Genomic DNA, 20,668 nt, shown 5'->3' on the forward strand with positions numbered 1-20,668 from the left:
CATATCAGGAGCCTGTCATGGCAGATTATTTCACCCATTTCTCGTGCCTGCTGGACGTCGGCACGCCCGAAAACGCCGCTCGCGCGCTCGACCTCTACAACACGCAGTCCGCTGAAGGTGCGTCGGAGGAACCACCCTCCGAAGGCTTTCTTCTCTCGATCCAGCCCGAGCACGGCGGCAGCCAACTCTGGATGCGCGACGACGTGACCGGCGATCCCGAGCGCGTTATCCAGTTCGTAAAACGCTGCGCCGCCGCGTTCGGCCTCACCGGCAGATGGGGCTTTCAATACGCCAATACCTGCTCGCGGCCGCGTCTCGACGGCTTCGGCGGGGGCGCTCACGTCCTCGACCTCGCCACCGGCGAGACTGTGGACTGGATATACACCGATTGCTGGCTCGACCAGACCATCTCCAGCGTGGGAGGTCCGCTATGAGCATCCCCGCCCATGCCCGGAGCAATTTCCAGACCCTGCTGCGCGCCGCGGGCGACGGCAATCTCGCCCTCATGGAGTGCCTCGACGCGGCGACGGGCAATCCGCGCTACGTCATCTGCGCCGTGGGGCGAGACGATGGTGATTACGTCTTCACGCCTTTCGGCCATCTCGCCGACGGCAACCCCTATGACGCCTACCTGCCGCCCGATCCTGACGATCCTGAAGGCTTCGTACGGACCGATCCGGGAGAGGCGCCATGACCGACATCGGCGCCATCTTCGCGGCGGATCGCCAGCGTCCGCCGCATGAACGGTCTCTGCCCTGGCCTGAAACCAAAGGCGGCCTCACCGTCGTTGTCGAGCCCAAGCCGCATTGGGCCAGCGACATGCGGGCGTTTCGATCCGACACTCGGGAATATTGCACCTATGCCGACTGGACAGAAAATGGCGCGCGTACCCGTTTTTTCGGCCACGTCGATACCTGCGGCGACGACCTGCTCCGCAAAGCCCGCAGACTCGTCGTCTCCGAGATCGCGGATGGGCTCTGGAACTAAACCCCTTCGAAAAGCGCCCCACCTCACGGTCGGGCGCTTTTTCCATGCGGATGTCTTGAGAGTGAGAGGGCTGCCGGGACGGGTTTGAGCCGGAGCGGTTGAGAGAGCGCCGCGCGGGCTCGTTCCGTCCCGCTCTCCGTAAGGTTCCCCACGATGACCATGATCTCCGGATCCACGACGGCGACCGTCGCCGCAACACTTCCGTTTGGCTCCACCCACGAGCACGCCGACGGCATCTTCGCGGCCGCCGGCCAGCTGCTGCCGCATCTCGAACGTGGCGAGCGGGTCGACGCCGCAGTTCTGCGTGCGGCGATGGAAACCGCCTATGGCGCGTCGGATGCGGCCGGCGCCTGGGACTGGAAGACGGCCTATGACGCCTGCGAAGCCGCAACCGTCCTGTTCCTCCGCAAGTACGGACCTACGCTTTTCCGCAAAGCCGGAACGCCTGCGGCAAGGCTGTCCGCGCTGACGAAAATCGCCGGCCTTCTGCCAACGCATACGCGGCGGTCGACGGAGAGCCAGACCTTCCAGCAATTCTCGACGCCGATCCCGCTTGGCCTGGTCGCCGCGCACGCCGCAGCCATCACCCCCGCAGACAGAGTGCTGGAACCCTCGGCGGGCACCGGCCTGCTGGCCATCCTCGCCGAGATCGCCGGGGGCACGCTCGTCCTCAACGAGCTGGCCGACACCCGCGCCGGACTGCTGTCGCTTCTCTTCCCCGGCATTCCCGTCACCCAATTCGACGCGGCGCAGATCGACGATCATCTGGACCCCGCCGTCACGCCAAGCGTCGTCCTGATGAATCCGCCTTTTTCGGCCATGGCCCATGTCGAGGGCCGCGTGGCAGACGCCGCTTACCGCCATCTCGCCTCAGCCTTGGCGCGCCTGGCTCCCGGTGGGCGGCTGGTCACGATCACCGGCGCCAGTTTCGCTCCCGACAATCCGGCCTGGACGGACATCTTCATGCGCTTGCAGGAACGCGGGCGCATCGTCTTCTCCGCCGCCATCGACGGCTCAGTCTATGCCAAGCATGGCACGACGTTTCCGACGCGGCTGACCGTCATCGATAAGCGCCCTGCCGATGCTCCCACCGTCTTCCCGGTCACGCCCGGTATCGCGCCCAACGCAGCCACCTTGCTGAGTTGGCTCACCGAGCACCTGCCGGAACGGCTTTCCCTCGACCCCTCCATCATGGTCCCAGCGGCTCCGGCCACTGCCCCGCGCAGCGTGCGCGGCTATATCAATCGTGCCTCCAAGGTCGCGCCAGCGACCGCGCCTTTGGCCGAACCCGAGGGCTTGCCGCTTGCCTACGAGACCGTCGACAGGCCGAACGGCGACGGCGGACGCCTGTCCGATGGCATCTATGAAGAATACGGATTGCAGTCGATCCGTATTATCGACTCTCAGGCGCACCCGACCAAGCTCGTGCAATCCGCCGCGATGGCATCGGTCGCACCGCCCAAGCCGAGCTATCGGCCACGCCTTCCCGCCAATATCCATGATCTGCTGTCCGACGCCCAACTCGAGACCGTCATCTATGCGGGCGAAGCGCACGCCGACCATCTCGCCGGATCATGGACGGTGGACGCCACCTTCGACCTGGTCAGTGCTGCGCGCGAGGATGCGAAAGACGCCGTGCGATTTCGGCGCGGCTTCATGATCGGTGACGGCACCGGCGTCGGCAAAGGCCGCCAGTCTGCGGCGATCATTCTCGATAACTGGCTTCAGGGTCGCCGAAAGGCGGTATGGATCAGTAAATCTGACAAGCTGATCGAAGACGCCCAGCGTGACTGGTCGGCGCTCGGCATGGAGCGCTTGCTGGTCACGCCGCTGTCGCGTTTCCCCCAAGGGCGGCCGATCACATTGCCGGAAGGCGTCCTATTTACGACCTATGCCACGCTACGCTCCGACGACCGCGGCGAGAAGGTTTCCCGCGTCCGGCAGATCGTTGAATGGTTGGGCTCTGATTTTGACGGAGCGATCATTTTCGACGAGGCGCACGCGATGGCAAATGCCGGTGGCGGCAAGGGCGAACGCGGCGATGTGGCCGCCTCACAGCAGGGTCGCGCTGGCCTGCGCCTACAGCATGCCCTGCCGAACGCCCGCGTTGTCTATGTCTCGGCGACCGGCGCCACCACGGTCCACAACCTCGCCTACGCCCAACGGCTCGGGCTCTGGGGCGGTGAGGATTTTCCGTTCTCGACCAGGGCCGAATTCGTTGAAGCGATCGAGGATGGCGGCGTTGCAGCGATGGAAGTGCTGGCCCGCGACCTGCGTGCGCTCGGCCTTTACACCGCCCGTTCGCTCTCCTTCGACGGAGTGGAATATGAGCTGGTCGAGCATGCGCTGTCGCCGGAGCAGACCCGCATCTACGACGCATATGCAGGGGCCTTCGCCATCATTCACAACCATCTGGATGCGGCTATGGAAGCGGCCAATATCACTGGCGCTTCCGGCACATTGAACCGGCAGGCCAAGTCAGCCGCACGCTCGGCCTTCGAGAGCGCCAAGCAGCGCTTCTTCGGCCATCTGCTCACCAGCATGAAAACTCCGACCTTGATCCGGTCGATCAGTAGCGATCTCGAAGCTGGCCATGCCGCCGTGATCCAGATCGTCTCGACCGGTGAAGCGCTGATGGAACGCCGTCTGGCCGAACTGCCAACCGAGGAATGGAACGACGTTCGCATCGACATCACGCCGAGGGAATACGTGCTCGACTACCTCGCCCATTCCTTCCCGGTGCAGCTCTACGAGCCGTTCACCGACAGTGAGGGCAATCTGACCTCGCGGCCAGTCTATCGCGACGGTCAGCCCGTCGAAAGCCGCGAAGCCGTTGCGCGCCGCGACGAGCTGATCGCGCAGCTTGCCTCCCTACCGCCGGTCCCCGGCGCGCTCGACCAGATCGTCCAGCATTTCGGCACAGAGCTGGTAGCCGAAGTAACGGGCCGTTCACGGCGCATCGTCCGCAAGAGCACGCCTTCGGGTGGCGACCGCCTTGTCGTCGAGACCCGCGCCGCCGCCGCCAATCTCGCCGAGACGCAAGGCTTCATGGATGACAGCAAGCGCATCCTGATCTTCTCGGACGCCGGCGGCACCGGCCGTAGCTATCACGCCGAGTTGTCAGTGCGAAACACGCGGCTGCGCGTCCACTATCTGCTCGAACCCGGCTGGAAAGCAGACGCCGCCATTCAGGGCCTTGGCCGCACACACCGCACCAATCAGGCGCAGCCTCCGCTGTTCCGGCCCATCGCCACGGACGTCAAGGCGGAGAAACGCTTCCTCTCCACCATCGCCCGGCGGCTCGATACGCTAGGGGCAATTACACGCGGCCAGCGTCAGACTGGCGGTCAGGGCCTGTTCCGCCCCGAGGACAATCTCGAAAGCCCCTATGCGCGCGATGCGCTGCGCCAGCTTTATCTGTTGCTGGTGCGGGGCAAGGTCGAAGGCTGCTCGCTCGACCGCTTCGAAACCGCCACCGGCCTGAAGCTGATGGACGCGAACGGCATCAAGGACGAGCTGCCGCCGATCACCACCTTCCTCAACCGGCTGCTGGCGCTGACCATCGAGCTTCAGGGCGTGCTGTTCACCGCCTTCGAGCAGCTTCTCACCGCCAAGATCGAGGGAGCCATCGCCGCCGGCATCTACGATGTCGGACTGGAGACGCTGACAGCGGAAGGCTTCACCGTCACCGGCCGCCAGACGATCTACACCCATCCGGGCACGGGCGCGGAGACCCTGCTGCTCACCATCGCGCAGCGCACGCGCAACCGCCCGGTCACGCAGGACGACGCGCTCGGCCACCTCGGCGAACCCGGCGCCAGGCTGCTGATAAACGAACGCTCGGGCCGCGCAGCCGTGCAGATCCCCTCCACCTCGATCATGCTCGACGATGGTGAGGTCGAACGCCGCGTCCGGCTGGTCCGGCCAATGGAATCGCCCACCATTCCGTTGAAGATGATGGGCGAGACCCATTGGATCGAAGCGGAGCGTGGTGCCTTCGCAACGGCCTGGGCCGCCGAGGTTGCGGATGTGCCGGAGTTTTCCGACAGCACGATCCATATCGTCGCCGGCTTGTTGCTACCGATCTGGAAGCGGTTGCCCAACGAGTCCACCCGTGTCTATCGGCTCCAGACCGACGACGGCGAGCGGATCGTCGGCCGCAAGGTCTCGCCGGCCTGGGCGGCCAATGCAACCACGACCGGCGCAGCCACGCTCGCGCCCGCCGACGCCTTCATGGCGCTGATGGATGGGCGCACCATCCTCGACCTCACTGAGGGGCTTCAGCTTCGCCGCGTCCGCGTCATGGGCGCTGATCGCATCGAATTGTCGGGGTTCACCAACACGATGCGCGAGCGGCTTACCGCCTATGGCCTCTTTCACGAGATCATCTCGTGGAAGCTCAGGATGTTCGTGCCGACCGACGCCAATGGTCCGGCCGTGCTGGAACGTGTGCTCGGCCGCTACCCGCTCCAACGTATCGGCGAACGCGAGGCGGCATGATGACCCGTCTCAACGCTTCCGATCTGGCGAACCGTCTCGGCCGGGAGGCCGAGGCGGTATGCCGCCATTATCTCGACGCTGGCCGTCGCCAGGGCAATTACTGGCAGGTCGGCGACGTCCGCAACACGCCCGGCCGCTCGATGTTCGTGCGGCTCAAGGAGACGATGAAGGGACCGGCCGGCAAATGGAGCGACGCCGCCACCGGCGAACATGGCGACCTGCTCGACGTGATCCGGGAGAGTTGCGGCCTCATTGACTTCGCCGATGTCATAGCGGAAGCCCGCACTTTCCTCAGCCTGCCGCGTCCCGAACCCGCACCTGAGAAGAAGAAGCGACCAAGCACGCCAGCCCCATCAGGGTCGTCTGAGGCGGCAAGGCGATTGTTCGCCATGTCGAAGCCGATCGGCGGCACCCCCGTAGAGACGTATTTACGCACACGCGGCATTACGGCTTTGCTCGGAACCGGAAACCTGCGCTTCCATCCACACTGCTATTATCGACCCGATGGCCATGGCCCCCTTGAAACCTGGCCGGCAATGATCGCCGCCGTCACCGATCTCAGCGGCACCATTACCGGCGCCCATCGGACTTGGCTCGCCCCTGACGGCTACGGTAAGGCGCCTGTCGAAACGCAGCGCAAGGCGATGGGAGACCTGCTCGGTCATGCCGTTCGCTTCGGGATTGTCGGCGAGGTCATGGCAGCGGGCGAAGGCATCGAAAGCGTGCTTTCGGTACGCCAGGCGATACCGGACATGGCCATGGCGGCGGCGCTTTCCGCAGCACATCTGGCAGCCATCCTGTTTCCAGAAACGCTGCGTCGCCTTTATGTCGTCCGCGACAACGACCATGCAGGCGACAGTGCGCGGGACAGCCTGGTCGAACGGGCGAACGCGGTCGGGATCGAGGCGATCGTACTGTCACCGGTATTGCAGGACTTCAACGAGGATCTCCGACACCTCGGCAACGATGCAGTTCGGGCCAATCTCAGGGGCCAACTCGCATCACAGGACGTCGCCCGCTTCTTGAGTTTGGCGGCATAACCAGCAGGGAGGAAGGTGGCGAGGTCATCGCCATATGACCGCCCGGATGCCCCTACATCGAAACAGGACCGCGCCTCGGCCTTCGAGAGGGCGATCGGCTCATAAACGTGCCGGGCCAGCAATGGCTGCGCCCGGCTATTTTCCGGCGGCGGCCCAAAAAAGATAAGATGGGCCGCCTTTCCATCGCGAAACAAAATAGCCCGGCTTTTCGCCATCCTCCGCTCACGCTTCGGCCCTTCGCTTTGCTGCGGGTGCAGGCCCGTCCCGCCCATGAGCTTCGTCGCCATGAAGGCCGCGAGGGTCGCGGTCCAAACGATGGAGCATCCCATGAGCGAGCACGACGATTTCGAGTCCCACCACGCATCCTCTCCCACAGACCATCTCCTCCAGGAGCTTCAGCTTTACGGTTATCGCCCTTTTGAAAACGAACCAGACCCCCGCCCCCTGCCGGAAGCAACCCGCGTCACTGGGGCCATCGCAGACATCTTCGACGCCCTGATCGCGACCCTTATGGACACCCGTCTCGAACCCGATCTCGACGATCTTCTCTGGTCAACCGTCAATCTCTTCCACCGCGCTTGCCACCGGATTGAACGCGAATTGGACGACAACGAGCAAGGACAGCGCCGCCTTCAGCGCGAACAGGATGGCAGCGAGGTGAAATCCGTCGAACTGGAGCGCCTCACCGCCGAGGGCCAGACGCTTCTGGAGCGCCGCGACGCCTTCGAACTGATGCGCGACCAGGCCGCCGACCATTTCGAGCGCCAGACCGGATCAAGCTGGAGGCCTCGCACCGGATCGATGGTCAACCATCGCAATCTCACCGCAGCGATGATCGACTCCAGAGATTTCCTGGCCGCCAAACGTCGCACTGAGGCCGAAGTGCTGATGCCCGCCGGCCCGAAGATCGCCTTCACCGGCGGCGACACTGCCGACCACAAGCTGATCTGGGCCAAACTCGATCAGGTCCACGCCAAGCATCCCGACATGGTCCTAATGCACGGCGGCTCGCCCAAAGGCGCCGAAAAGATTGCCGCCCGCTGGGCTGACCATCGCAAGGTGCCACAGGTCGCCTTCAAGCCCGACTGGGTGAAGCACGCCAAGGCCGCACCTTTCAAGCGCAATGACCAAATGCTCTCCGTGATGCCAATCGGCGTAATCGTCTTCCCCGGCACCGGTATTCAGGACAATCTCGCCGACAAGGCCCGCAAGCTGGGCATCCCGGTTTATCGATTCGGCGGAAGCGGTGCGTGAGCGCCGCTGGAACGCCTACACCCGCTTTGGCTTGGGCTGATGCAACCTCCGGCGAACATTTGGTTTCAGTGCGTTGCCGACATCCTTGTTGACGAGGTCCAGATCAAACCACTCGGGATCGAAGTGCCCACCGCACCAACGCTTGATGTCGGCGTGTTCAGGGTCGCCAGGATCCCCCATCACCTCGAGGAAATGCTCATATCCCGAGATCCCGCCGACGTCTTCAGGCGGCCTTGCAAAGGCACCGTCCTCGCAGATGGCCTTTTTGGGAAATACATCAAGCCAAAGCCATTCCTCCAGTTCAACCGTATGTCGCCAGTTGTCGCCGAAGTCATATGTGTAGGTAAAAGTGCTTCCGGATCGAGAAAAATCCTTAAGTTGAACATCCCGTTCATCGAAAACACGCGGATCATCTGGACCCGCCCCATCTTCCAGAAGGGCGACATCGCCAAAGCGCAGTCCGCCGATGTGGAATTCGTGGAGATGGTAGTTCCACCAATTGAACGCGGCCTGAATTCCAAGGTGGAGGTGTTCGAGATTCCAGTGTGCCGGTATGAGCAAACGCCGCCAGATGGCTGGCTGGATACCATCAATCGATACACGAAGGCGAACGGCGTTAGGCGCTGAGGACATAGCAAGGACGATGCCGAAGCCAAGGCCATGCGTCAAGGCGCAGTCAACGAACTTAACAAGCCAATAGCATCACCGAACGCAACTGATTCCGGCGAATATTCGAGCAGGAGCCACCCCGCTTCATTTGCGCTTATCCTTGATCCATCCAACGGCCTGACGCCATCAACCCGTAAAGGGTCGGACTACGCATGCGCGTGCCGCCGCTTGCGGCTTCGCCTTCATCGGTGATTGCGGCCTTTGGCCGGACGCTTCGGGCGCCTGTCAGCGGGGGATGGTCCTCCGCTTCAAACAGGAGCCGGATCAATGTCCTCCACCGACGCTTACGCCTTCGCTCTCAGCCTCGCCTCAACCCTGATGGTGGCCATCATCATCTTCCGCGCCGGCGACGGCACGCTCTCGGTTACGCCGGCCGCCGAATTCGACGGCGACGAGGCCTCGATCCTGCGCGAAATCGATCCCTTCGCCCCTTAACGGGGCGAACGCCTCGCCTCAAATGGCGGAAACCCGCCGGTTTCCACTCCTCTTATCATTGTCGATTTGCTATAATGCAGCTGCGCCGTGGTGGTGGTGGAGGCGCAACCGTCAGAGTTCATCTCCCGGAGATACCACCATGCTCTTTCTCGGCATTCTCGCATCCATCGCCGCCATAGGCTTCCTGTGCTGGCTGCTGTTCACGCTCGCGGTCTTCGCACTGCCTCTTTTCGCCGGCGTTTCAATCGGAACGTGGGCTTATGGCACGGGCGCTGGATGGCCTGGCGCAATCCTCATCGGCCTTATCGGGGCGGCGTTGACCCTGGGTATCGGCCAATTTCTGCTGATCGTCGTGCGGCCACTTTGGATCAGGCTGCTGGTCGCGGCTGCCTTTGTGCTTCCGGCGGCAATCGCAGGCTTTCACGCCACACACGGCATCGTCAAGCACACCATGCCATCGGAAACCTGGCAGGTCATCTTCTCCGTCATCGGCGCGGTCGCCGTGGGGATAACAGCGTTTCTGAGGGTGGCGGGCATGGCAGTGTCCCCAGCGTCGAGCGGGACCATGGCGCGGGCGTAGTCATCGTTACCAACGCGGGTGGTAGCCAAGCGAAGCCTTCCGCCGCTTTGTGCCTCGATAACATCGGGGATCGGCGTTGTGATCGGTCGTCAAGTAAGCCGCTCAAAAACGACGACCTTAAACCGCTCGACCGAAAAGCCTCAGACTGACGCCGCCGACCAGACGGCACTGCAGCTGGTAATCGGGTGGCATCGGTCAGGATGATGGAAGCCGAGGGCCCAGGCACTGGCAATTGATTTCGATGTCACTGCCTATGCCGGTTCATGAGGAACCAGGGCTGCCATTTATCTCCGTTCGGACGCGTTGAGAACCGCTACCTGCACGGCCTCTCCAATGGGCTGATCTGGCCGAAGGACGGCTTCGCCTCGACCGTCTAAGCCGCAATGGCGTGACGCAATTTTCTTCCCCTGGGTTTCACCCATTCCTCGCGAGCCAAGAAAACCGCTCTGTCGCCATCCTCCGCTTTGCTCCGGTCGCCATCATGGAATGATTTGGCGATGCGGCGTCGATCGCCTCCGGCCTCCTGATCGCCATCGAGGCCGCTGCGGTAGCGGGCTCGAATACGAAAAACGGAGATTTCAAAATGGCTACCATCGGCACCTTCAAGAAAACCGGCTCGAACGAGTTCACCGGCGAGATCGTCACTCTGAGCGTCCAGGCCAAGGGCGTTCGCATCGTCCCAGACCTTCGCGCCAACGGCGAGAACGCCCCCAGCCACCGCGTCATGGTCGGCCGGGCCGAAATCGGAGCCGCCTGGTCGAAGCGCTCCAACGACGACCGGCCCTATCTCGGCCTCAAGCTCGACGATCCGAGCTTCAACGCCCCCATCTACGCCAATCTCTTCGACGATGAGGACGGCGAGACCTACTCGCTGATCTGGTCCCGCCCCAACGGCCGCCGCGGCGACTGACCCCGGCGCCAAGACCCCGGCCCTCCGGCCGGGGTCTTTCCCCTGACAACCGAATCAGTTGCTGGTCAATTCCGGTTAGCGCCGCGATCTTCAACGGTTTTTACTCGCACCGCGCGCCAAGAGCGACTATTATAGTCGTAGTTCTGGCATATGCGTTGCTGCCGGTGGGAGGTGATCATGCATGATCACCGCCCGACAATCACGGGCCGCACGCGCGTTGCTGGGATGGACGCAGGAGACGCTCGCTGACAAGGCCCGAGTATCATTGACCGCGCTCAAGCGCCTCGAATCCGAAAGCGGCCTCGAGGTGTATGAAACCACGCGCGATCAGGTTCGCAGGGCACTGGAGGCGGCAGGCATTGTGCTCCTGCTGACCGACAAGGGTGAAGGTGTGCTTCTGCATCATGAACAGTCTCGGCAAAGATAATCGTTGATTGACCGCTGAGAATACCATGCCTGCCTTCCCCGTACTTCATCATGCCCGGGTCATTGACAGGGTGCATAGAGTTAACGGCGTGGAAATCATCTGCTACGGTGTCAGGTAATGGCGCAATCAACCCAACATTTTCAGGACGAGCCACCGGCGGGGCCTTCGCTCACAGTCTATGACCAGGAGCATATGACGCTCTATCTGCGCCTCCTGGACGCCGAGCGCGACGGCGCTGACTGGCGCGATGTCATGAAAGTTCTGTTTGACCTTGATCCAGACGCCGATCCGGAACGATGTCGTCAAATTCATGCCGCTCATCTCGCTCGTGCCCAATGGATGAGCGAACACGGCTATCGGGAGCTGATCGGCAAGAACCCGCCCGCTTAACGGGGTGATGCTTCAGCGGCATCAGGCGATGCCGACTCTCTGTCTTCCACCCGACAACTCATCCGGGAATGTTAGCTCTCCCTCAATTCGGCACCATTGATGGAGGGTTTTGATGCTGCCAGATGCGTCTCGCTGGCGATCCGCCGCGAATTACGAACACGTCGACACCCTGAGCGCCTCTGATCTCGCCTGGGAGTGGTTGCGCCGCAACGAAGGCTACGACAGGGACTATGAAGCTCTGAGCGACCCCGGCGCTGACCGCGAACAGCTGACGGAAAAAATCCGCCAGCACTGGGGGTTGCGATTTCGCCGTCGATCCAGCCCTCGACCTGCCTGACGCCCCTGTCTTTTGGCTGCCGCAAGCCGATACCAGCGTGGTTCTGTTATCGTCACCGCCGCCGGTGCTGCAAGACGCGCGCTCGCAAGACAGTCCCTTGCCGATCGCCTTGCCCGCAGACCAGCAAAACATTGACGGTTTCCATGCGCTATTGCCTCTGCTGGACGATCAAAGGCTGCAAGTGTTCAGCCTGGACGCCGAACCCCTTGCCGCGATCATTCCCCTGACGCTGGAAGGCTTCGACCGGCTTGCAGCCGTCTATCGCCTCCTCGCTCACCTTCATGGCCGGTCCGTGCCGCCCGACGCACGTCTGACGCGCCAGCAACGCGCCCGGGCACGGCGCATGCTACAGGCCATCGATGGATTACGCTCCGGCGCCACCCAGCAAGAGATCGCCCAGAGCCTCTTCCGCCTCAAACGATTGGGCCGAAGCGAATGGCAAGTGTCCCCGATCCGCCATTCGGTGATGTCGCTCCTCCGCGACGCCCGCTCGATGATTTCCGGCGGCTATCGCAAACTCCTTCGCCACCGTCGCAAACCCTGAAACTCTTGTACTGACGCGGTGTGGGAAATTCGACCCCCGCAAATTCCTCCTCCATCCAACCCGCTTCCCTTCGCCATCGTGGCCTGCATTCGCCGTCTGTTCCCGACGGTTCCAACGCACACCACGAAAGGCCGATCCATGCGCCCCGATCTCGCCGTTTTGCCGCCGCGCTTTCTGCGCACCAAGGAAGCCGCCGAATTCCTCAGCCTATCTGCCCGGACCCTCGAAAAGCACCGCACCTATGGCACCGGTCCGGCCTACAAGAAACTCGGGGGCCGCGTCGTCTACGCCGTCGACGACCTACAGGCCTGGGCCGAGCGCGGGGCGGTGACGTCGACAACCGATCCGCGCGGCAAGGTACTTCCAGCCAAGCGCCATGGCTTCCCGTCGGACGGCCAGCCAAGCCGCCTCGCGCGCTGACCCGGCGTCGTTGTCCAATGTCGGCGCGGCATCGAACCCTTTCGGAACGTGGGCAGCTCGATCTCTTTCGGGCACTCCCTGGCGATTTCGCGCCAAGAGATGCGCAGGATCTCATGGCCTATCCCTTCTTCTCCCTGTCCAAATCACATCGCGTCACGCCTATCGACTTCGTCGCGGGCGCGGTCTCGATCCGCGTCGAGGCCGTGCCCGATCACGGCATGGCGACCATCTGGGATGCCGACATCCTGATCTGGGCGGCAAGCCAGATCGTTGAAGCCCGCGATTCCGGCTTACGGACCTCGCGGCTCATGGCGGCGACACCCTATGAGATTCTCACCTTCATCGGTCGCGGCACATCGCTTCGCGACTATCAGCGCCTCAAGGCAGCACTCGACCGCCTGCAATCGACGACGGTCAGCACCTCCATCCGTCAGGCAGCGGAAGGCCGCCGCCATCGCTTCTCCTGGATCAACGAATGGAAGGAGCGCACGGATCGGACCGGTCGCCCAGACGGCATCGAGCTGATCGTTCCTGACTGGTTCTATCAGGCCGTGCTCGACAACGCCCTCATCCTCACCATTGACCGGGCCTATTTCGATCTGACTGGCGGGCTTGACCGCTGGCTCTATCGCCTTGTGCGCAAGCATGGCGGCCGGCAGCGCAACGGCTGGCGGTTCGACTTCCGTCACCTGCACCAGAAATCCGGCGCTCTATCGCCGTTCAAGCGCTTCGCCTTCGAGCTGCGTGACATCGTGCGCCGTCAGCCCCTGCCGGGCTACACGCTGTTTCTGGAGGTCGAGGTTGGCGGACGAATGCTACTCGCCTTCGAACCTCATCCCGCCTGTGGACAGGCTGTGGATAGCCTCGTGCCATCGGGAACCCTCGGACACGTGCCATCAGGAACCGCCCTCTCGTGCTATCAGGAACCCAAACAGGGTCTAAACTACGGACATAAAAGCGGAAATCGCCCCCTTAACTTAGAATCTAACTCAGAATCTAACTTCTTGATGCGCGCGCGCGATGGGGAAAACCCATCTGACGATGCCTTTGACGCCCAGGAAAGCGCCGGAAAACCGATCACCAAGAGCCAGTCTCCAGACCGTTCGGGAGAAGCGCGATGATCGTGGCTCTCCTCAATCAGAAAGGTGGCGTCGGCAAGACGACGCTGGCGCTGCATCTGGCAGGCGAATGGGCGCGAAAGGGCCAGCGCGTCACCCTCATCGACGCCGACCCGCAGGGCTCGGCATTGGACTGGTCGCAGCAACGCGAGCATGAACGCCTGCCACGGCTCTTCGGTGTGATCGGACTGGCCCGCGATACGCTCCACCGTGAAGCACCGGAACTTGCCCGCAGCGCCGACCACGTCGTCATCGATGGTCCGCCCCGTGTCGCCGGATTGATGCGCTCGGCGCTTCTGGCGGCAGACCTGGTGCTGATCCCGGTACAGCCTTCACCGCTCGACGGCTGGGCTTCCGCTGAAATGCTCGCCCTGCTCAAGGAAGCCCGCATCTATCGTCCGGAGCTTGCCGCCCGTTTCGTCCTCAATCGCTGTGCGGCGCGCACCATACTGGCGCGTGAAACCGCTGACGGTCTTGCCGATCATGACCCGCCGGTGCTCGGCGCAACCATCGGCCAGCGCATCGTCTTTGCCGCCGCCGCCCAATCTGGACAGCTGGTGCAGGAACTCGACCCTGAAGGGCCAGCCGCGCGAGAAGTTGCCCAGCTCGTCGATGACATCACGAGCCTTGCTGCCGGGAGGGTGTGTCATGGCTGAGCGCCCGTCCCGTCGCGGCTTCGCCGCCCGGCCAGCCGATCCGGAGAGCTGGATCAAGGCGCCTGATGCGCCAGCGCGCGGCGCTGATAGCGCGCTCAACACCGCACGTCTGACCATCGACGTCACGCCGGACATGCGCGGGCGCATCAAGATCGCCGCCTTCCGCCGGGGCATGACCGTTGCCGACATGCTGCGCGATCTCCTCGCGCGGGAGTTTCCAGACGACGCCAGAGAGCCGTCATGAGCGTGATAGCCGGAAGCCAAGCGATCCGCCAGGCTGGGCCAGCATCTGCGCAGGCCACAGAACTCACCGAGGTCGAGCTGGTGTGGATCGAGAAGCAGATCGAACACTGGATACGCTTCGGCCATGAGACCTCCGAACGCCTGATCGACCGCCGCCGACGCTGCGTCAGCTTCGCGCCGGAGAGCGTCTTCGCGCTCATCCGCTGGGCGGCGAACAGGTTCGGCACGGTGAGTTCGCATCTCTACGTCGTGCGCACCGTGCGACCCGGCTACGTATTCCAGACCGTGCCTTCCGTGGTGCCCGGTGGCGACATCCTGCTGCATGTGGCGAGCTGGCCGAAGGTCGAACGGGTTTTGAGCCACATCGACGCCATTGAGGCCTTGCGGATCGACCCGTGCGCCGTTGCGCCCGATCACTGGCGTCATCTCCACAATCGCCTCGCGACCGGCGAACCGCCACGCCCCTACACGCTGGCGCGTCATCGGGCATGGCTCAAACGACATGAGGTCAGCCAATGAAGCGCATCCTTTATCTTCTGGCGGCCGCCACGGCCCTTGCAACGTTCGGCATCACCACCTTTTCCGCTATGCCGATGCAACTCCTCTGGAACGCCACAGCCAGTGCGCCCATCGGCCTCTATGCTGTTGGCCCGGCCAGCAAGCTCCAGATCGGCGATCTGGTGGTCGTCAGACCAGACGAGGCGCTCGAAGATTTCATGGTCGAGCGCCGCTATATCGGTCGTGGCATCCCCCTTCTGAAACACATCGCGGCCCTTTCCGGGCAACAGGTCTGCCGGATCGGCCGCGACATCATGATCGATGGACGTTTCGCCGCCGCGGCACTCGACCGCGACAGTCGCGGTCGTGAATTGCCGGTCTGGCAGGGCTGCCAGCACATCGCTCCGAACGCGGTTTTTCTGCTTAACCCCGCCGCCCGTGACAGCCTCGATAGCCGCTATTTCGGCCCGCTGCCGGTCACGGACGTGCTCGGCAAGGCGCAGCCTCTCTACACCGATCCTACCGGAACGGGCGACTTCATCTGGCGCTCAACAGCGCCTTGAACGCCCGCGTTGCCGTCTTCTTCCAACATTCACAGGAGGTTTCCATGACACAGATCGGACAGTTTACGCGCACCCCTTCGGGGTTTTCCGGCCACATCCGCACGCTCATGCTGAGCGCGGAGCTGGTGATCGTCGCCATTGTCCCGTCCGACACGGAAGGCGCGCCGGACTACCGTGTCCACCTCGATACCGAGGACGGCCCGGAAGCCGGAGCTGGATGGAAACGTACCGGCGAACGTGCGGGCGAATTCATCGCCTTGGCTCTCGATGACCCGCTGCTGCCGCAGCCGATCCGCGCCAATCTCTTCCGCGACGATGACGCCGGTCACGCCTGGTCGCTGCATTGGAACCGCCCGCAAAAGCGCGAAGGACGGGACTGACTCCATGCGCCTGCTCCCTCTTCTCCTTTCCGGCATCGTTCTTCTGAGCCCACCGCCAAGCCCTGCGCTTGCCGATCCGCCGCCATCGATCGCTCAATCGCCCGGCGGTTCCTATGCCGATCATATTGCCGAGGCCGCTGCCCGGTTTGAGCTTCCCGCGAGCTGGATAAGCGCCGTACTGGAGGCGGAAAGCGCTGGCGACCGCCGAGCGCGCTCGCCCAAGGGCGCGATGGGCCCGATGCAGATCATGCCCGCGACATGGGAGGAACTGCGTGCAAGGCACAGATTGGGCGCCGATCCTTACGATCCGCATGACAATATCATCGCAGGCACAGCCTATATCCGGGAACTGTTCGACCGTTACGGCTCGCCCGGCTGGATCGCCGCCTATAATGCTGGCCCCGGACGCTATGAAGCCTCGCTCAAGGGCCAAATACTGCCGAGCGAAACCCGCGCCTATGTCGCACTCGTAGCGCAATCGCTCGATGCCAACGGACCATCGGACAGCACCTTGGCGGCCCCCTCGAATGCCGTCACCTGGACACAGGCGCCGCTGTTCATCGCGCAGAACGCCCCCCACCAGACCGCCATTCCCATACCGGAAAAGCGTCCGTCTTCGCAGGCTCAGGCGACAACGGATGTGCACGATGTTTCCGCCATCGAGCCGCAGTCTGATGGCCTGTTTGTCGCCCGCGCTAGTGCAGGAAGCACACCATGAGCACACGGGTTCCTGATCGCACGATAGCGGACACCGGCGTAGAGAAGCGTGCGCTGAGGTCGAAGCCTGGCAACACGACCGAAGGATGGCGAGATAAAAGGCCGCGATGTGCGGGCTTTGTCGGTCGTTTGTTTTCAGTGGGTTACGCATCACTTTTGCGAGGTGCGATGAAGTTTAGCACCTCGCAGAACCTCCATTTCTTTCGTAAAATCAACACCTTGTCGCGATGTGCTGGAGTTTTGCGATGAGTGGAGACGAGGACTTCCGTATCCGTCCTGGCCGCGTGCGCAGTTCCGGCACGCAAGCCACACGGCCCTTCATCGCTCAGGCCCTGGCAGCGGCCCAGAAGGCTGGCGGCCATGTGTCCCGCTCTGGCCGCATCAGCGCCGGCACCCGCTCGACCTTTGGCCGCGGCCGGACCGCGAGCGTGCGCGCCAATAACCTTCTGACCGGCCGTTCCCGCGTCGTTGTCATCAAGACCCGTGTGGTCCGCCACAGCGCCCGCGCCACACCGCTCACCACCCACCTTAATTATCTACGCCGCGATGGTGTGACCCGAGACGGGGAAAAGGCGCATCTCTTCGGTCCGGGCGAGACAGAGGTGGATGGGCAGGCCTTTGCCGAGCGGGCAGATGGCGACCGTCATCATTTCCGCTTCATCGTCTCTCCGGAGGACGCGACGGACATGGCCGATCTGCGATCCTTCACCCGCGACCTGATGGGCGAGATGGAAAAGGATCTCGGCACCAAGCTCGACTGGGCAGCCGTCGATCACTGGAACACCGACAATCCGCATGTGCATGTCATCCTGCGTGGATGCGCTGACGATGGCCAGGACCTCGTTATCGCCCGCGACTATATCAAAGATGGCATGCGCGCCCGCGCGGCCGATCTCGTCACTCAGGAGCTGGGGCCGCGTACAGACCTCGACATCCGCCGCAACCTGATCGCCCAGATTGACGCCGAACATTGGACCCAGCTCGATCGCCAGCTGTCCCGTGATCGTGACGCCCATGGCATCATCGATATGGCGCCCGCCAGTGCCGAGCGGCCCGACGAATTCCACCCCCAGAAAATCGGCCGGCTGCGCAAACTCGAAACACTCGGCCTCGCCCAAGAGGTCGGCGCCGGTCAATGGATCATCGATGACAAGGCAGAAGCCACCTTGCGGGCGCTTGGTGAGCGCGGCGACATCATCAAGCGCATGCACCGAGCGCTGACAGATCACGGCATTGAACGTGGGTCAGCGAGTTTCGTCCTCGCCGGTGAAAGTCTTGATGACACGATTGTCGGGCGGCTCGTCGCCCGCGGGCTCAATGACGAGCTGAAGGGCACCGCCTATGCCGTGGTCGATGGTGTTGACGGACGCACCCATCACATCAAGCTTTCCAACCTCGATGCCGCTGGGGATAGCGCACCCGGTTCGATCGTCGAGCTGCGCAAATTCGACGACGCCAACGGCCAGCGTCGTGCGGCACTCGCGGTGCGATCGGACTACGACATTGATCGGCAAATCACCGCGTCCGGTGCAACCTGGCTCGATCGTCAGAACATAGCCCGTGATCCGCATGCGCTCTCCGACAGCGGCTTCGGCGCGGAGGTACGTCAGGCCCTGCAGGCCCGCGCCGATCATCTCGTCGCACAAGGCCTTGCGGAGCGTCGCGACAGCCAGGTGATGTTTACGCAAGGTCTGATCGAAACCCTGCGAAGCCAGGAACTCGAACAGGCAGGTCGAGCGCTCGCAATCGAGACGGGCCGACCGTTCAAAGCTTCGGGGACCGGCGACTATGTGACCGGCGATTATCGCCGCCGGCTCACGCTCGCCTCCGGCCGCTTCGCCATGATCGATGACGGTCTCGGCTTCCAGCTCGTGCCCTGGACGCCCTCACTCGAAAAACATCTCGACCGCCATGTCTCGGGCATCACTCGCGCCGATGGCGGTATCGACTGGAGCTTTGCCCGCAAGCGCGGGATTGGCCTTTGACCTTCTGAGGAAAGACAAAACCGATGTCCGCAACCAAAATTCTCTGGGGCCAGATCCTCACCGTTCTCTCGATTGTCCTTTTCTGCGTTTGGGGCGCAACCGAATGGGTGGCGTGGCGGCTGGCCTTCCAACCGGAACTCGGCGAGCCATGGTTCAAGCTCTTCGGCTTTCCCTTTTACCTGCCGCCTGCCTTCTTCTGGTGGTGGTATGCCTATGACGCCTACGCGCCGCCGATCTTTGTCGAAGGCGCCTACATCGCCGCGTCCGGCGGCCTGATCGCGGCAGCCGTCGCCATTGGCATGTCGGTTTGGCGGGCGCGCGAGGCCAAGAAGGTCGAGACCTACGGCTCCGCCCGATGGGCCGAACCCGAAGAGGTGAAGGCGGCCGGTCTTTTGGGGCACGATGGCGTCGTGCTCGGCTGCTATTACGAGCACTATCTGCGCCACGACGGCCCCGAACACATCCTCTGTTTTGCCCCGACCCGATCCGGCAAGGGGGTCGGCCTCGTCGTCCCGTCCCTGCTGACCTGGCCCGGCTCGGCCATCGTCCATGACATCAAGGGCGAAAACTGGCAGCTCACAGCCGGCTTCCGCGCCCGGCATGGCCGCGTTCTGCTCTTCGATCCGACCAACGCCAAATCCTCAGCCTATAATCCGCTGCTCGAGGTACGCCGCGGGGAATGGGAGGTGCGTGACGTTCAGAATATCGCGGACATCCTTGTTGACCCCGAAGGCTCCCTTGAAAAGCGTAACCATTGGGAAAAGACCAGCCACGCCTTGCTGGTCGGGGCCATCCTGCATGTCCTCTATGCCGAGCCTGACAAGACACTGGCCGGTGTCGCCGCCTTCCTGTCCGATCCCCGCCGTCCGATCGAGTCGACGCTCGCAACCATGATGAAAACCGCACATCTGGGAGAAGCCGGTCCGCACCCCGTCATTGCCAGCGCGGCACGCGAACTCCTCAACAAGTCCGACAATGAGCGCTCGGGCGTGCTCTCCACCGCCATGTCGTTTCTCGGGCTCTACCGCGATCCGGTCGTTGCTGAGGTCACTCGCCGCTGCGACTGGCGGATCACGGATCTGGTCGCCGCGAAACATCCGGCAACCCTCTATCTCGTCGTCCCGCCGTCAGACATCGCCCGGACCAAGCCGCTCATCCGTCTGATCCTAAACCAGGTCGGGCGCCGTCTGACCGAGGATTTGCAGGCCAAGGCCGGACGGCACCGCCTACTCCTGATGCTCGACGAGTTTCCGGCGCTGGGGCGGCTCGATTTCTTCGAGAGCGCACTGGCCTTCATGGCGGGCTACGGCCTCAAGAGCTTTCTGATTGCCCAGTCGCTGAACCAAATCGAAAAGGCCTATGGCGCGAACAACTCGATCCTCGACAACTGCCATGTCCGTGTCAGCTTCGCCACCAATGACGAGCGAACCGCCAAGCGCGTGTCGGATGCGCTCGGCACCGCCACAGAAATGAAGGCCATGAAAAACTATGCCGGGCACCGGCTCTCGCCCTGGCTCGGACATTTGATGGTCTCACGCTCTGAGACGGCACGTCCCCTCCTTACCCCCGGCGAAATCATGCAACTGCCGCCGACCGACGAGATCGTCATGGCGGCGGGCCTTGCGCCCATCCGCGCGAAAAAGGCCCGGTACTACGAGGATGCCCGTTTCAAAGAACGCCTTCTGCCCCCGCCCAAGCTGGCCGCTTCAGCGGTTGGGCGGCCCGACGACTGGACAGGCTTGCCGGTGCCGGCCAATCCGGACGTTTCCGCGCCTCTTCCGACAGGTAGCGATCAAGGTGACGAAGATCCAACCGAATCCGAGCGTCGACATCAGCCGGAACTCAACCGCGTCACGCCGGTCGAGAAGAAAGCCCCGATCAGCAACGAATTCGAAATTGACCTGCCGGACGAGACGGATGAAGACGCCGTCCGCAGTAGCCGCCTGTCCCGTGTCATGCAGGGCGTGGCGCGTCAGGTCTCGCTCGATCCCGATGACGCCATGGACCTGTGAGGC

At 63.2% G+C, this 20,668-nt stretch carries 24 protein-coding genes; 23 read left to right on the top strand and 1 reads right to left on the bottom strand.

Going from position 1 to position 20,668, the window contains the following annotated elements:
• Positions 1 to 17: 17 nt before the first annotated feature.
• From ACVTFQ_RS19175 to ACVTFQ_RS19200, 6 genes are all read left to right on the top strand, one after another.
• Positions 18 to 434: a hypothetical protein gene (locus tag ACVTFQ_RS19175; RefSeq protein ID WP_470423930.1), complete on the top strand. Its 417-nt coding sequence runs from the start codon at positions 18 to 20 to the stop codon at positions 432 to 434.
• Positions 431 to 694 (top strand): DUF6117 family protein, encoded by a 264-nt coding sequence (locus ACVTFQ_RS19180; RefSeq protein WP_470423931.1) that lies wholly within the window; start codon positions 431 to 433, stop codon positions 692 to 694. The genes ACVTFQ_RS19175 and ACVTFQ_RS19180 overlap by 4 nt, the downstream gene beginning before the upstream one ends.
• Positions 691 to 987: a hypothetical protein gene (locus ACVTFQ_RS19185; RefSeq protein WP_470423932.1), complete on the top strand. Its 297-nt coding sequence runs from the start codon at positions 691 to 693 to the stop codon at positions 985 to 987. The genes ACVTFQ_RS19180 and ACVTFQ_RS19185 overlap by 4 nt, the downstream gene beginning before the upstream one ends.
• 153 nt (positions 988 to 1,140) lie before the next feature.
• On the top strand, positions 1,141 to 5,487 hold the full coding sequence (locus ACVTFQ_RS19190; protein WP_470423933.1) for a strawberry notch-like NTP hydrolase domain-containing protein: 4,347 nt from the start codon (positions 1,141 to 1,143) through the stop codon (positions 5,485 to 5,487).
• Positions 5,487 to 6,527, top strand: coding sequence for a DUF7146 domain-containing protein (locus tag ACVTFQ_RS19195; protein WP_470423934.1), 1,041 nt, complete (start codon positions 5,487 to 5,489; stop codon positions 6,525 to 6,527). The genes ACVTFQ_RS19190 and ACVTFQ_RS19195 overlap by 1 nt, the downstream gene beginning before the upstream one ends.
• A gap of 327 nt (positions 6,528 to 6,854) precedes the next feature.
• A complete protein-coding gene (locus ACVTFQ_RS19200) occupies positions 6,855 to 7,781 on the top strand; it encodes a DUF2493 domain-containing protein (RefSeq protein WP_470423935.1) in 927 nt (308 codons plus the stop codon).
• Positions 7,782 to 7,796: 15 nt separating this feature from the next.
• Here ACVTFQ_RS19200 and ACVTFQ_RS19205 read toward each other — a convergent pair whose 3' ends face one another.
• Entirely contained in the window at positions 7,797 to 8,414 is a 618-nt protein-coding gene (locus ACVTFQ_RS19205) for a plasmid pRiA4b ORF-3 family protein (protein ID WP_354556509.1), read from the bottom strand.
• Between the two features lie 303 nt (positions 8,415 to 8,717).
• Between ACVTFQ_RS19205 and ACVTFQ_RS19210 the strand changes: the two genes are divergently transcribed.
• The 17 genes from ACVTFQ_RS19210 (at position 8,718) to ACVTFQ_RS19290 (ending at position 20,665) form a co-directional block, all read left to right on the top strand.
• Complete coding sequence (locus ACVTFQ_RS19210) at positions 8,718 to 8,885, top strand: hypothetical protein (RefSeq protein WP_174156977.1); 168 nt, start codon at positions 8,718 to 8,720, stop codon at positions 8,883 to 8,885.
• 139 nt (positions 8,886 to 9,024) lie between these two features.
• Positions 9,025 to 9,465: a hypothetical protein gene (locus tag ACVTFQ_RS19215; protein WP_470423936.1), complete on the top strand. Its 441-nt coding sequence runs from the start codon at positions 9,025 to 9,027 to the stop codon at positions 9,463 to 9,465.
• A 583-nt stretch (positions 9,466 to 10,048) separates the two neighbouring features.
• Complete coding sequence (locus ACVTFQ_RS19220) at positions 10,049 to 10,375, top strand: DUF736 domain-containing protein (protein WP_112796495.1); 327 nt, start codon at positions 10,049 to 10,051, stop codon at positions 10,373 to 10,375.
• A gap of 181 nt (positions 10,376 to 10,556) precedes the next feature.
• A complete protein-coding gene (locus ACVTFQ_RS19225) occupies positions 10,557 to 10,802 on the top strand; it encodes a helix-turn-helix domain-containing protein (protein WP_113372415.1) in 246 nt (81 codons plus the stop codon).
• A gap of 99 nt (positions 10,803 to 10,901) precedes the next feature.
• The gene (locus ACVTFQ_RS19230) at positions 10,902 to 11,192 is read left to right on the top strand and encodes a DNA -binding domain-containing protein (RefSeq protein WP_470423978.1); all 291 of its coding nucleotides are present in this window, start codon (positions 10,902 to 10,904) and stop codon (positions 11,190 to 11,192) included.
• A gap of 112 nt (positions 11,193 to 11,304) precedes the next feature.
• A complete protein-coding gene (locus ACVTFQ_RS19235) occupies positions 11,305 to 11,529 on the top strand; it encodes a transcriptional regulator domain-containing protein (RefSeq protein WP_354556056.1) in 225 nt (74 codons plus the stop codon).
• Between the two features lie 97 nt (positions 11,530 to 11,626).
• On the top strand, positions 11,627 to 12,073 hold the full coding sequence (locus tag ACVTFQ_RS19240) for a DUF2285 domain-containing protein (RefSeq protein WP_354556055.1): 447 nt from the start codon (positions 11,627 to 11,629) through the stop codon (positions 12,071 to 12,073).
• 138 nt (positions 12,074 to 12,211) lie between these two features.
• Entirely contained in the window at positions 12,212 to 12,493 is a 282-nt protein-coding gene (locus tag ACVTFQ_RS19245; protein WP_354556054.1) for a helix-turn-helix transcriptional regulator, read from the top strand.
• Positions 12,494 to 12,510: 17 nt separating this feature from the next.
• Positions 12,511 to 13,614, top strand: a complete 1,104-nt coding sequence (locus ACVTFQ_RS19250) for a replication initiator protein A (protein ID WP_470423937.1) — start codon at positions 12,511 to 12,513, stop codon at positions 13,612 to 13,614.
• Positions 13,611 to 14,267 carry a ParA family partition ATPase gene (gene parA, locus ACVTFQ_RS19255; RefSeq protein WP_354556052.1) on the top strand — a complete coding sequence of 219 codons (657 nt, stop codon included), beginning with the start codon at positions 13,611 to 13,613 and terminating at the stop codon, positions 14,265 to 14,267. Before ACVTFQ_RS19250 ends, parA begins: the two co-directional genes overlap by 4 nt.
• Entirely contained in the window at positions 14,260 to 14,511 is a 252-nt protein-coding gene (locus ACVTFQ_RS19260; protein WP_354556051.1) for a ribbon-helix-helix protein, read from the top strand. Before parA ends, ACVTFQ_RS19260 begins: the two co-directional genes overlap by 8 nt.
• Entirely contained in the window at positions 14,508 to 15,029 is a 522-nt protein-coding gene (locus tag ACVTFQ_RS19265) for a DUF2840 domain-containing protein (RefSeq protein ID WP_470423938.1), read from the top strand. The genes ACVTFQ_RS19260 and ACVTFQ_RS19265 overlap by 4 nt, the downstream gene beginning before the upstream one ends.
• On the top strand, positions 15,026 to 15,571 hold the full coding sequence (locus ACVTFQ_RS19270) for a S26 family signal peptidase (RefSeq protein ID WP_470423939.1): 546 nt from the start codon (positions 15,026 to 15,028) through the stop codon (positions 15,569 to 15,571). The genes ACVTFQ_RS19265 and ACVTFQ_RS19270 overlap by 4 nt, the downstream gene beginning before the upstream one ends.
• Before the next feature lie 44 nt (positions 15,572 to 15,615).
• On the top strand, positions 15,616 to 15,951 hold the full coding sequence (locus tag ACVTFQ_RS19275) for a DUF736 domain-containing protein (protein WP_470423941.1): 336 nt from the start codon (positions 15,616 to 15,618) through the stop codon (positions 15,949 to 15,951).
• Positions 15,952 to 15,955: 4 nt separating this feature from the next.
• Positions 15,956 to 16,669, top strand: a complete 714-nt coding sequence (locus tag ACVTFQ_RS19280) for a lytic transglycosylase domain-containing protein (RefSeq protein ID WP_470423942.1) — start codon at positions 15,956 to 15,958, stop codon at positions 16,667 to 16,669.
• Positions 16,670 to 16,913: 244 nt separating this feature from the next.
• The gene (locus ACVTFQ_RS19285) at positions 16,914 to 18,653 is read left to right on the top strand and encodes a relaxase/mobilization nuclease domain-containing protein (protein WP_470423943.1); all 1,740 of its coding nucleotides are present in this window, start codon (positions 16,914 to 16,916) and stop codon (positions 18,651 to 18,653) included.
• 23 nt (positions 18,654 to 18,676) lie between these two features.
• On the top strand, positions 18,677 to 20,665 hold the full coding sequence (locus tag ACVTFQ_RS19290; RefSeq protein WP_470423944.1) for a conjugal transfer protein TraG: 1,989 nt from the start codon (positions 18,677 to 18,679) through the stop codon (positions 20,663 to 20,665).
• Positions 20,666 to 20,668: the final 3 nt, after the last annotated feature.

The organism is Rhizobium sp. O111, assembly GCF_055616315.1.